Genomic DNA, 12,558 nt, shown 5'->3' with positions numbered 1-12,558 from the left:
GGAGCCACTGAGTAAGGGCGTGGCCGCCACCAACGAACCCACAATGCCCGCCCGCCGCGGTTCCGTCGGACCTCGCACCCGGATTCACCTGCAATGCCTAATCGACGTCGCGGGAAGCTGCGCAGTACTGGGGTCCGGCCCGGCGTCGCCGTTAGCGGTCGACACTTTCGGCACGCAGTGTGGAACGCTTCATCCCACCCCTTGTCGCTCGCGCGAACGGACATGCAGTGGTGTTGAAGATGTCTGGAAGGCTGGGAAATTCCCGCGGCACCGTCCCGGAACTAGTGCAGCGCAGCCACGTTGTCTGTACACGTTGTTCGACGACGATGAGCCTGTGCCAGCGTTGCACCCTACCCTTTTACCCTCGCACGCGCCCGCAGCACGAGCCGGAAGTATGCAGGGAGGCCACGAAGCCGCGGCACTGAGCATATTCCTCGTCGGGGCACCCTGGAAGTCGCGAACATGATCCACCGCAAGCTCGCACAGTTGACAAGTACCCCTAGTTCGACCGATATTAGACATAAGTGTCAGATAGCGTGTGAAAGGCAAGGACTCCATGAGCTTTGTGATCTTGCAGCCCTGCTGCAACGACGCGTCGTGTGTCGATGTGTGCCCGGTGGACTGCATCCATCCGACACCGGAGGAAGTTCCGTTCATGCGGACCGAGATGTTGCACATCGACCCTCAAACATGCATCGACTGCGGTGCGTGCGTGGACGCGTGCCCCGTGGATGCCATCAAATCCGAGGACGACCTGGAGGAAGAGGAAGAGGTCTACAAGAACCTCAACTCCGAATACTTCGACCTACACCCGCTGGTCTCCGGCCAGCTCGATCCGGTCAAACCAATTTGGCGTAAGGCCGATTTCACCGGAATGCGCGTGGCCATAGTCGGATCAGGACCCGCAGCCTTCTACGCTGCGCTTGAGATCGTGGCCACGAAGGGCGCGAGCGTCACCATGTTCGAACGCTTGCTTACACCCTACGGACTCGTGAGATTCGGTGTCGCGCCAGACCATCCGGGCACCAAGGCCGTCACCGATGTCTTCAAGACACTGGCACGCCGAACCAACTTCTCGCTCAACCTCGGAATCGAGATCGGCAAACACATCACGCACGACGAACTGCTCGCGCGCCACCACGCAGTGATCTACGCCGTCGGCGCGTCATCGGACCGCAGGCTCGGCATCGACGGCGAAGACCTACCCGGTAGCCACACCGCCACCGAGTTCGTCGCGTGGTACAATGGCCATCCAGACTACGCGAACCGGTCATTCGACCTGTCGAGCGAGCGCATCGTCGTGATCGGCAACGGCAACGTCGCCCTCGACGTCGCGCGAATCCTACTCACCGACCCCGACGAGCTCGACCGAACCGACATCGCCGACCACGCACTGGAAGCATTGCGGGACAGCAAGGTTCGCGAAGTCATTGTCCTAGGCCGCCGCGGCGTCGCCCAGGCAGGATACACCAACCCGGAGATGATCGCGCTTCGCCATCTCCCCGACGTCGACTTGATCGTCGACGGTGACGAGGTCGCAACCGACGAACTCACACAGTCCATCCTCGACGCGGACGACACCGAAGCATCCGTCCGATCCAAGGTCGCGTTCGCCCAGGACGTGGCGAGTCAACCTCCAGAAGGTCACCGCAAGCGACTCGTGTTGCGCTACTTGGCATCCCCCACCGAGATCGTCGGCACCGATCGCGTCGAATCGGTGACGGTGACGCGCAACCGCCTCGAGCAGGAAAGCGACGGCGCAGTCATGGCTGTCGCGACGGACTTCACCGAGTCCATCGACACCGGCCTCGTTCTGCGTGCCGTCGGATACCACGGCGTCCCAGTGCCCGATCTGCCGTTCGATGCCGCGCGAGGCGTCGTTCCTAACGTCGGCGGCAGGGTGGTCGATCAGTCGAGCAGGGACACCGTTTCCGGCGTGTACGTCACCGGATGGATCAAACGCGGTCCGTCCGGGGTCATCGGAACCAACAAGAAGTGTGCCACCGACACCGTCGACCTGCTTCTGCAGGACTACCTCGCCGGTGCGCTGCCCATGCCGAGCGAGGGTCCGGAATCCACCGCCGAGCTCGTCTCGCAGCGCCAGCCGAACGTGGTGGACTTCGCCGGGTGGGCCACGATCGACAAAGCCGAGAAGGCAGCGGGCAAGGCCCGCAAGCGTCCGCGTGTCAAGTTCGTGACTCCGGAATCAATTTTGGCAGAACTCAACTGACACGAACGAAAAGAGGGACCGGGCAACATCGTCCGGCCCTCTTTTTCGACGCTACCGGGCTGCTGCCATTGCCATTCGGGATTCATCCAACGAGGCGCCCGACGCCACAGCCGCGCGCGCCTTCATGACCTTGCCGCCCATTCCGGCGCAGAGCACGGCCGTCAACCTGCCGTCTCGGTCGTAAGTACACAAAGAGCTTGCCCGTCCACCTCCGCCATAGTCACGCGATCGAGTGACCATCGTGTGCCGAGCGTTCGAGTCTTCACGTCAAACTGATCGCTCCAGAAGTACGGGCCACCAGCCGTTCCCGCGGCAGCCTCTCCCCGAGCAACTCGGTGCCGAGTCCGCTACATCCGAGCCCCGACCACCGAACCCACCACGAATTCCAGCACCGTGTTCTGTGGTTCGACGAGGGTCACCTCATGTCCGAGGTCATGCAGGCTCGCGGCCACCTCGCATCCGATGAATCCACCGCCGACAACGAGCACCAAAGCAGCGTCGGCCCGTTCACTTCGAATGCCGACGCAGTCATCCCTCGACCGCAGTACGTGCACGCCTGCAAGATCCGCCAGTCCCCGCAGGCGACGTGGCCGAAGTCCGGTCGCGATGACGCGGTGGTCGTAGCCGATCGACGAACCGACCCGCACTGCGATCGTTCTCGTCTTGATATCCAGCGGACACGGAGGTTCCGAGACGAAGGTCGTGCGATTGTCGACGACGAACTGCTCGTCTCCGGTCAGAACCAGTTTGCCGTCGAAACCCGCAGGTCGACAGTGCTCTGCGGTGCGAAGGCCCCCAGGCCTGCGCCCACGATGACGATTCTCCTCGGTCCGTCTTCTCTGTCGTCGTCATGGTTGCCCCGGCAGAAGCCGCAGGAACAACGCTTCGACGTCCGCGAACAGTTCGTCTCCGTCGTGCAGGCGTCCGGTGATCCAGGTCTTGCGCCCCTCGATGCCGTCGATGGAGACCGACACCGTCAGAGGCCGCCCGATCGGCGTGATCTTGCGGTAGTTCACTTTCAGGAATGCGGTCCGTGACCCCGGTTGCGCGACCGAACTGACGAAGATTCCCAGAACGTCGTCGAACAGCAACGGAATGATGCCACCATGCACGGCACCGTTGCCTCCGAGGTGCGCGTCGCTGAACGTCACCGTCGCGCTGAGCGTCGTGTCGTCCGAGGAGTCGACGCGGTAGGGAATCAACGACGGATGGCCGCCACGGCCCGACCGGTCGGGCCTGCGCGCCAGGCGCTGTTTCTCGTCCGCCCGCTGCGCCGTCAACTGCTCGGCAGCAGCGCGGAACTGCTCGGTGAGCGACGTCGCGAGGTCGAAGGTCGGGGCCGACGCGGCCAACGCCGCGTGCATCTCACGAAAGGCGTCGACCAGTTCCGTGTACTCGGGCGGCGATGGCAGCGGAACGTAGCCGGTAGCTGGCACCGTCTCGTTCATCGGCGAATCATCTTCTCGGACAACAGTTCCACATCCTCACGGAAATCGTCGATGCTCCGGCTCGCCGGTTCGACGCTGATCCAGGTCACGCCGGCGTCGGCGTACGCATCGAGCTTCGGTGCCACCGCAGCACAGAACTCCGTCGAGTTCCCGCTCGCGAGCAGGTCCTTCTCGAACGGAACGAACGAAACGTCGACGGCGGGCTTGCCGATATCAGCACAATTCTTGTTCAGCTGGCCAATCTGCTGTGCGAGCGCCTCGATGTTCTCGAGCGGCGGTGTCTTGGTGATGGCAGCCATCTCCGCGGACTGCCCGATCGGCATCCAGCCGTCACCGAGCTCTGTGACGCGTCTGCGAGCGGCCTTGCTGTTTCCACCGATCCAGATCGGCGGTCCGCCTTCGGTGACGGGCAGCGGCAACGACACGTGATTGTGGACGCCGAATTCCGGACCGTCATGTTCCACACCAACCCACGTCGCGCGCATAGCGGCGATCGATTCGTCGAGAAGCTTTCCACGACGGGAGAAATCGGCCCCCAAAGCGTCGAACTCGGTCTTCAGATAGCCGGCCCCCATGCCGAGGGTCAGCCGTCCGCCGGACAGCAGATCGAGACTCGCCGCGGCCTTCGCGCCCAGGTAGGGACTGCGATATCCGGCAACCATGATGTACGTGATCAACCGGATGCGCGACGTCGCCTCGGCGGCCATGCTGAGAGAGACGAAGGGGTCGAAGGCGTGATGACCTCCGTTGGACAGCCAGTCGCGGTCCGGATACGGGTGTTCGCTCATTGCGAGCCCGTCGAACCCGGCGTCCTCGACGAGCCGCGCCACCTCACCGAGGCTGCTGTCGCCGATCCACGTTCGGTAATGCTTCACCGCACGCATCGGGAAGATCAGGTTGAACTTCATCGGACCTGTCATTTCGAAAACTCCATCATTTCAACAGCTCTCGGGCGATGACGACGCGCTGGACCTCGGTGGCGCCTTCGCCGAGTCGCTTGACCCGCAAATCGCGAAACCATCGCTCGAGTGGAAGTTCGTCCGACAGCCCGAGAGCGCCGTGGATCTGGATGCAGCGGTCGATCACGTCGTATGCCTTTTCGGTGCCGTAAATCTTGGCGATCGAGGCGTCGACCTTCACGTCCTTGCCGAGGTCTGCGTTCCATGCCGCCTGGTACATCAGCAACCGCGCGGCGCGAAGTTCCACCTCGGATTCGACGAGCATCCATTGAATTCCCTGCTTGTCGGCCAGCTTTCCGCCGAACACGTCGCGATCCTTGGCCCAACGGCACGCCATGTCCAGTGCTTGCTGGGCGATTCCGATCGGGCCGGCCGGGTAGATGATCCGACTGTGCACGAGGAAGTCGCTGGCGAGCGAGAACCCACGGCCCTCGTCGCCCACGAGGTTGGCCGCCGGGATTCGTACGTCGTTGAAGTGGAGTTCATACGGTGAGAACGAGGCCACGACGCCGATGCGGTTGAATGTGAGCCCCGCTGTTCCCTTCTCGACGATGAAGCACGAGATTCCACCCCTGCCTTCACCGGTGCGGGCGTACACGACTCCCCAGTCGGCGTTCTCGGCGTGCGACGTCCACATCTTGCTGCCGTTCAACACGTAGTTGTCGCCGTCGCGGACCGCCTTGAGCTTGATGGCTCGCGCGGGGTCCGAACCGCCGGACGCTTCGCTGATCGAGGTGTATGCCTTGGTCATCGTTCCGTCGACGATCGGCTGCGCGAACTTCGAGAATTGTTCCGCCGATGCCTTGAACATGATGTTCGGCGGGTTGCCGCCGAACGCACCGAGCGCCGGAAAAAACGCTCCCATGCGGCATTTCGCGGCTTCCTCGGCGACGACGACCTGCCCGAGCACACTCAGTCCTGCCCCGCCGAACTCCTCCGGCGTCTGCAGAGCCCACAGGCCGAGGGCGCGAGCTTTCGCCTGCAGCGGAAGCAGTTGCTCCCGTGGCAGTCCCGCGACGTCGTGAGCCAAAGTGTCCTCGATCGGGCGCACTTCGGTCTCCATGAAGCGGCGCACCGTCTCGCGCAGCATCGTGAATTCTTCGGGAAGTTCCCAGGCACCGGTGACCGACGCCTGTTCGATGGTCGTCATCGACGCGCTACCTATGCCTTCGCGCCGAAGCGGCGAGCGCGCGCGTTCTCCAGCTGCGGGTGGTGGTTGGCGTCGTATTGTGCGATCCAGTCGGCAGGCAGTTTGCCCCAGGCCTCGCCGATGCGCAGGCGCTGCCCGTCGTTCAGAATTTCGGACGCGACCACGTCTCCGACGAAGATCGAGCTCTCTTCAACGTCGAGTGTGCCGACGACCCTGGCCTCGACGTAGCTGTGCGCGTCGAGAAGGATCGGCGCACCGGTCTCCCCGGTCTTGGTCCGCAGCTTGCCTATCTTGTCACCGTCGCGACCCGAGCTACCTCCGAGCGTCATGAGGATCTCGAGCGACTTGTCGAGTCGGTCGGCCTCGGCGCTGAGCATGTGCATGACGAAGAGGCCGGAATTCACGACCATGTCGTGGGTCTTGTTGTACTTGGTGAGGCTGATCGTCGCACGCGGGGCTTCGGGGATGATGCTCGCGGAACCGGCAGACAACGACATCAGGCCGTTCGCGACACCACCGTCGACGGTGGTGATAGCGACGGGGAACGGACGAAGACCGGCCAGCACCCTGTTGGCGACCTCGGGATCGTAGGACATACGAATTCTCTTTTCTAGGAGTGATATTCGATCGAATTGTCGAGATAGTCGAGAAGATTTGCAGTGAAGACGTCGTTGTCGTCGCCGGCGACCATGTGGCCTGCCTCGCGCACGTCGACGACCTTGGCGTGCGGGATCAGCTCACGCATTTCGGCGACGCCCTCGTCGGAGACGACGTCGGACTCCTTGCCCCGCACCAGAAGCACTGGCGCGGTTATGCTGCGGGCAGCGATCTTCGACCGCTCGTAGATGACTGCGCTGATAGGGGTGTCGGGATGCGTCTCCGCGTCTGCGGGGAACATGACCCGCGGGTCCCAGTGCCAGTGCCATCGGCCGTCGCGCAGCCGCAGGTTCTTCTTCAGCCCGTCGAGATTCTTCGGTCTGGGACGATGTGGGTTGTACGCCGAGATCACCTCGGACGCTTCCTCGAGCGAGGCGAACCCGTTCGGAGCGCTCCGCATGAAGTCTCGCACTCGCCGACCGCCGCTGACCTCGACTCGCACCGCGATGTCGACCAGCACGAGTGCCTGTGCGAGATCGGGGTCCTCTCCCATCGCGATGAGCGCGACCTTGCCGCCGAGCGAAGCTCCGACCACGGCGACGCCGAGGCCCGGATCACGTTCGCGCACATGGTTAATCATGTTCCGTACGTCCTCGGTCATGATGGACATGCCGTAGTCGCCGTGTGAGTCCCAATCGCTGTCCCCGTGCCCGCGCAGGTCGATCGCATACGCGATCCAGCCCGCGCGGCCGAGACGTTCACCGGTACGGCGCCACGAGTGCCGCGTCTGACCGCCGCCGTGCAGCAGGATCACGATGCCCCGCGGCGGCGCGTCACCGCTCGCTGCCCACCGATCTCCGCGCAGGAAGAGACCGGATCCCGCGATCTCGACGATTCCCGGATCCACTGTCATCGATTCGCCTTTCCCGCCGCACGGCCTGCGGTCGAAGTCGTCACTTGCGGCGCGAGATCATTTACGCGTGTCGGCAATTTCCAGCACCACTGCCCCGGCCTGGCCGCCGCCCGCACACATGGCAGCGACCGCGTATCCGCCACCGCGACGACCCAATTCGTTCATCAGACTGATGACCATCCGGGCGCCCGATGCGGCCACCGGATGGCCGAGACTGCATCCGCTACCAAAGACGTTGACGATGGACTCGTCGATTCCGAGTTTCTTGCACGCTGCGACGGGTACCGATGCGAACGCCTCGTTGATCTCCCACAGCGCGACGTCGGCCACCGTGATGCCTGCGCGATCGAGCACCTTGGGAATCACGTCGAGCACGGCGAGCCCCATCAGTGCGGGGTCGATCGCTGTCGCAGCCCATGCCTTGACCGTCGCGAGAACGGGCAGTCCCTGCTCCGCTGCGAGATCGCTTCCCACGACCATGACCGCTGCGGCCGCGTCGTTCATGCCACTGGCGTTGCCTGCGGTTATCGAGAAGCCCTCGATCTCGGGGTGCAGAACCTTCAGACTCGCAAGCTTCTGGAGACTCGAGTCGCGCCGCGGATGCTCGTCGACCGCGAACTCCTTGCGGGTCCCGTCCGCCTGAAGCGCTTGCACCGGGACGATCTCAGCGTCGAACATTCCTGCATCGACTGCCGCGACGGCACGCTGGTGAGAGCGGAAAGCCCACGCGTCCATCTCTTCTCGCGTGAGGTCCACCTCCTTGGCGGTGTTCCAGCCCACCGTGATCGACATGTCCATGTTGGGCGCCTCGGCCGTGTCGGGGTGAGTCGGGGGCATCCACTTCTCGGTGAACTCGTCGACGGTGCTGCCTGGTGTACGCCAGCGCTGGATCGGACCGGTCGAGGTGGATTGTGTTCCGCCTGCGATGATCGCGCGCTCGGCTCCCGAGATGATCTGTCCCGCGGCGTTGCCGATGGCGGTGAGTCCGCCCGCGCAGTGCCGGTTGATGGCCTGGCCCGGAACCTGCAGCATGCCGAGAACTACGGCCGCGTGCCGCGCGATGTCGCCGCCGCCGTAGTTGGACTCGGCCAGAATGATGTCGTCCACCTGTGAGATGTCCAGGCCGGACCGCTTCTGCACGGCGTCGACGACCACTTCGGCGAGTTCCATCGCGCTCGTGTCGCGCAGTGTGCCCTTGAACGCTGTGCCGATTGCGGTGCGCGCTCCGGCGACGATGACGGCGTCGATCTTCTCTGTCATGACGAGTACCCTTCGAGTTTGTCTGTAATCAGCCGAGCGTGAACGGATCGCGCGTTGCGCCGGTCAGTTCCACCCAGATCGCTTTGGTTTCGGTGAAGTCCTTGACGGCATCGATGCCGTTCTCCCTGCCGATGCCGCTTGCACCGACGCCGCCGAACGGAACGCTCGGAGACACCGCACGGTAGGCGTTGACCCAGATCGTCCCGGCCCGCAACCGTCCGGCAACTCGGTGAGCGCAATGAACGTCCTTTGTCCACACCGAGCCGGCGAGACCGAACTCGGTGCCGTTGGCGGCATCGATCGCCTCGTTCTCGTCGCTGAACGTCGAGACCACCAGGACGGGACCGAAGATCTCTTCCACCACCGCCCGCATGTCCGAGGTGACGTCCGTCAACACGGTCGGTTCGACGAAGTAACCGCCGAGTTCTTCCGACGCCCGGCCGCCGTAGGCAATCGTGGCACCCTGTTCCTTCGCGGATTCGAAGTGCGAGAGCACCTTCCGATACTGCGGCTCGTTGGACACCGGGCCCATCTCGGTCCTCGGGTCCTTGGGATCACCGAGCACGATCGTCTTCGCGCGCGCCACGATCTTCGCGACCAACTCCTCAGCAATGCTCTCGTGCACCAACAGCCTCGAACCCGCCAGGCAGGTCTGCCCGGTGGCTGCGAAGATCCCGGAGATCACTCCGTTGGCCGCCGCGTCGAGGTCGGCGTCCGGGAACACGACCTGGGCGGACTTGCCGCCGAGTTCGAGCGTGAATCGAGTCATGTTGGCCAGTGCCGCTTGACCGACCTTGATGCCGGTACCGGTGGAGCCGGTGAATGCGATCTTGTTCACGCCAGGATGGGCGGCGAGTGCCGCTCCGGTCTCCGGTCCCCAACCGGTGACGACGTTGATGACACCGGGCGGAAAACCTGCTTCGGCGAACAGCTTCGCGAACGCGACCGTCGACGCGGGCGTGTAGTCGCTGGGCTTGACGACGAAGGTGCATCCCGCGGCCAGACCGGCAGCCAGTTTCCAGCTCAGCAACAGCAGCGGGGAATTCCACGGCGTGATCGCGCCGACGACGCCCACCGGTTCGTGTTTGGTGTAGACGAGGTAGTTGGGCTTGTCGGTGGGGACGACGGCGCCTTCGAGCTTGTCCGCCATGCCGGCGTAATAGTAGTAGTAGTCCGGCAGGCTCTTCATCTGACCGGCCATCTCGCGCAGGAGTTTTCCGCCGTCACGGACTTCGAGCTCGGCCAGATTTTCGGCCTCGCGAGCGATGACGTCACCGAGTTTCCACAGCAACTTCCCGCGGGCGGTGGCCGTCATGGCTCCCCACGGCCCGTCCAGCGCGGCGCGGGCCGCCGCCACGGCACGATCGATGTCGGCTGCGGTTCCGTCCGACACCCGCGCCCACGCCGACGCCGAATACGGATCCGTGCTGTCGTAGGTGCGTCCGGATTCCGATTCCACGTCGGCTCCGCCGATCAACAGCGAGAATCGAGCGAGCTCGGCTTCGGTGTGGACTGCGGTGTCCGTTCCGCTACTGCTGGTCACGAAGAACCTCCTCGATTGGCACATTCACTGTCGGTCGTCATCGCATTCGCGGTGAGCGCTTGTTCTTGCGGGAGTCGGTTCGTCCCTCGCCCGGGTTCCCGATCTGGGTGTACGACAACCCGTTTCGGATCGCCATCGATGGCGTCATATCGATGGACTCCCAGATGGCGCGCACGGTGCCTTGAATTGCTTCCGGGCGGCGTGCAGCGATCTCGGTGGCCAGTTGGTGTGCACGCGATCGGAGTTCGGCTGTCGGGGTCACCTCGGTGACGATGCCCACGCGCAGTGCCGTGTCCGCAGTCATCCGCTCGTCGCTGCCGAGCAGCGCCCAGCGCATCACTTCACCGAAAGTGACTCCGCGAGCGAGCATTCCGATTGGTTCGAGAGCCGAGACCATGCCACCGTTGGCGTGCGGATCGAAGAACGTCGCCTCTTCCGAGCAGATCACGATGTCGCTCTCGTTGATGAAGTACATCGCACCGCCCGCGGCCATGCCCTGCACCGCGCAGATCACCGGCTTCCACACCCGGTGCGACCGCGGTCCGAGCGAGACGCCGGGATCCGTTTGATTCCACCGGTTGAGATGAGACCACCACGCGCCCTCGCTCAGATCGACACCGGTACAGAAGGCGCGCTCGCCGTTGGCACGCAACACGGCGACGTGAATGTCGTCGTCGTCGCGAACCTGAGCCCAGACGCGCACCATCTCCCCCGCCATGGCCTCGTTGAAGCAGTTCATCCGATCCGGTCGGTCGAGGGTGATGGTTGCGATGTGGTCCGACACCTCGAACTCGATCGTCGTGAACGCGGTGTCGTCCGCGGCGCCGTTGCCGACTGCGGAGCCATTCTCGGAAGCCACGGCAACCACCTTCTTCTCGTCCTGTGGATGTGTGTACCGCTGTTGCAGAGCGGGTTTGGAAATCTTGCCCAGCGGGTTACGCGGAATCGCGTCCACCACCTCCACTTGTTCGGGGAACTTGCGGGTGTTCAGCGCCGTGGTGCGAAGAAACTGTCGAATCGAGTGGAGCGTGGGGACGTTGCCCGCATCGGTCGGGACGACCACCGCGCACACCCGCTCACCGGAGACGGCGTCGGGCAGCCCGATGACGGTGAGATCCGCGATCATCGGATCGCCGATCAGTGTCTCTTCCACTTCGCGCGCCGAGATGTTCTCCATCTTGCGCACGATGATGTCCTTGATTCGGCCCGTCACCGCGAGACGTCCATCGGTGTCGAGGAACCCGAGGTCGCCGCTGCGGAAGTATCCATGGTCGTCGAGTGCCCCCGCGTCGAGGGAGTCGTCGACGTATCCACGGAACAGCTGCGGACCCCGTACCCGAATCTCCCCGATTTCGCCTGTGTCGGCTTCGCGTTCGCCGTCGCAGACGATGCGAACCTCGCCGCCCGTTCCCGGAATGCCTTCGCACTCGGCATGCTGCGCATCGGTGTCGTGCGGAGTTCCCCACGTGATGTAGGGGCACTCGGTCATCCCGTACCCCGAGATGATGCCGACGCCGCCGAGCCTGTCACGCGCGTCGGCACTCAGGCTCGCGGGCCTACCCGATCCACCACCGAGTGTGGCGCGCGAATGCGGGAACAGCGGCGTGATCCCGCGTTCCCGGGACAGCCGCAGGTACTCGTTGGTGAAGGGCAGTCCCGATCCCACGAGTGTGGCCCGCTCCTCGATGAGCTGATCGGCGTTTCGCTCCGGATCGAACACGGCGCTCACGATGAGCGAATGACCGACCAGGAATGCGTGCAGTACGTGCGCGATCCCGCCCACGTGCGCGATGGGGACGAACGCGGCACACCGATCGTCGGACGTCACCTCGAGGTTTGTGACGAAAGTCCTGGCTGCGGCGATCAGTCCACGGTCGGTGTGCTTGACGCCCTTCGGCGCGGCCGTGGTGCCCGACGTGTAGAAGATCCAGTCGATGGCGTCGGCGCCTCGGGTGCTCGGCGCGGGCAGGTCGGCGGGGTCACCCAACTCGAAGTCCTGCTCGACGACGAGCACATCGAGACCAGGCAACGAAACCTGGACTCGCTCGGCCATGGCGCCGTGGTCGTAACCGCGATACTCACGCGGAACTACCAACAGGGACGCACCTACCTGAGTAGTGATGAACTCGACGTCGGCATCACGCAGCATCGGGATGACGGGGTTCTGCACAGCGCCGAGCCGCGACAGAGCCACCGACATCGCCATCGTCTGTACGGTGCTCGGCATCTGCCACGACACCACGTCACCCGTCCGGACACCGCGCGCATGCAGCGTGGCAGCTATCCGGTCGGACAATTCACGGAACGCGCCGAACGTGAACCGCGAATCGTGCTCGTCCACTGCGAATTCGGCGTCGGGTGCGAGCTCGGCTCGATCGGCAACCAGTTGCCAGACCGTAGTCGCATCCAGGATCTCATCGCGTGAACGTTGGGCCACGCTGTCGGTCAGTTCGGTCAT

11 protein-coding genes and 1 pseudogene are annotated in these 12,558 nt (G+C 64.1%); 1 reads left to right on the top strand and 11 read right to left on the bottom strand.

Annotated elements, in window-relative coordinates:
• Positions 1–556 precede the first annotated feature (556 nt).
• Positions 557–2,230, top strand: coding sequence for an FAD-dependent oxidoreductase (locus ABH939_RS28615; protein ID WP_151097027.1), 1,674 nt, complete (start codon positions 557–559; stop codon positions 2,228–2,230).
• A 51-nt stretch (positions 2,231–2,281) separates the two neighbouring features.
• Here ABH939_RS28615 and ABH939_RS28610 read toward each other — a convergent pair whose 3' ends face one another.
• The 11 genes and pseudogenes from ABH939_RS28610 to ABH939_RS28560 all read right to left on the bottom strand — a co-directional run.
• Positions 2,282–2,470, bottom strand: coding sequence for an oxidoreductase C-terminal domain-containing protein (locus ABH939_RS28610; RefSeq protein ID WP_243580644.1), 189 nt, complete (start codon positions 2,468–2,470; stop codon positions 2,282–2,284).
• Between the two features lie 107 nt (positions 2,471–2,577).
• Positions 2,578–2,877, bottom strand: a complete 300-nt coding sequence (locus ABH939_RS28605) for an FAD-dependent oxidoreductase (RefSeq protein ID WP_243580645.1) — start codon at positions 2,875–2,877, stop codon at positions 2,578–2,580.
• Between the two features lie 201 nt (positions 2,878–3,078).
• On the bottom strand, positions 3,079–3,678 hold the full coding sequence (locus ABH939_RS28600) for a PaaI family thioesterase (RefSeq protein ID WP_042447269.1): 600 nt from the start codon (positions 3,676–3,678) through the stop codon (positions 3,079–3,081).
• Positions 3,675–4,586: an LLM class F420-dependent oxidoreductase gene (locus ABH939_RS28595; protein WP_042447271.1), complete on the bottom strand. Its 912-nt coding sequence runs from the start codon at positions 4,584–4,586 to the stop codon at positions 3,675–3,677. The genes ABH939_RS28600 and ABH939_RS28595 overlap by 4 nt, the downstream gene beginning before the upstream one ends.
• Positions 4,587–4,611: 25 nt before the next feature.
• On the bottom strand, positions 4,612–5,787 hold the full coding sequence (locus ABH939_RS28590) for an acyl-CoA dehydrogenase family protein (RefSeq protein ID WP_151097029.1): 1,176 nt from the start codon (positions 5,785–5,787) through the stop codon (positions 4,612–4,614).
• A gap of 11 nt (positions 5,788–5,798) precedes the next feature.
• Positions 5,799–6,383: a flavin reductase family protein gene (locus ABH939_RS28585; protein ID WP_042447273.1), complete on the bottom strand. Its 585-nt coding sequence runs from the start codon at positions 6,381–6,383 to the stop codon at positions 5,799–5,801.
• 14 nt (positions 6,384–6,397) lie between these two features.
• Positions 6,398–7,297: an alpha/beta fold hydrolase gene (locus ABH939_RS28580; protein ID WP_151097031.1), complete on the bottom strand. Its 900-nt coding sequence runs from the start codon at positions 7,295–7,297 to the stop codon at positions 6,398–6,400.
• Between the two features lie 57 nt (positions 7,298–7,354).
• The gene (locus ABH939_RS28575) at positions 7,355–8,557 is read right to left on the bottom strand and encodes a thiolase family protein (protein WP_073513218.1); all 1,203 of its coding nucleotides are present in this window, start codon (positions 8,555–8,557) and stop codon (positions 7,355–7,357) included.
• A gap of 28 nt (positions 8,558–8,585) precedes the next feature.
• A complete protein-coding gene (locus ABH939_RS28570; protein WP_243580646.1) occupies positions 8,586–10,100 on the bottom strand; it encodes an aldehyde dehydrogenase in 1,515 nt (504 codons plus the stop codon).
• A 37-nt stretch (positions 10,101–10,137) separates the two neighbouring features.
• Positions 10,138–10,959: an enoyl-CoA hydratase/isomerase family protein gene (locus tag ABH939_RS28565; RefSeq protein ID WP_243580655.1), complete on the bottom strand. Its 822-nt coding sequence runs from the start codon at positions 10,957–10,959 to the stop codon at positions 10,138–10,140.
• A gap of 75 nt (positions 10,960–11,034) precedes the next feature.
• A pseudogene (locus tag ABH939_RS28560) lies at positions 11,035–12,558 on the bottom strand (class I adenylate-forming enzyme family protein); the annotation flags it as partial.

The sequence above is a fragment of the Rhodococcus sp. 27YEA6 genome, from assembly GCF_044908235.1.
Classification (GTDB): domain Bacteria; phylum Actinomycetota; class Actinomycetes; order Mycobacteriales; family Mycobacteriaceae; genus Rhodococcus_F; species Rhodococcus_F qingshengii.
This window is presented reverse-complemented; position numbering and strand designations above follow the sequence as displayed.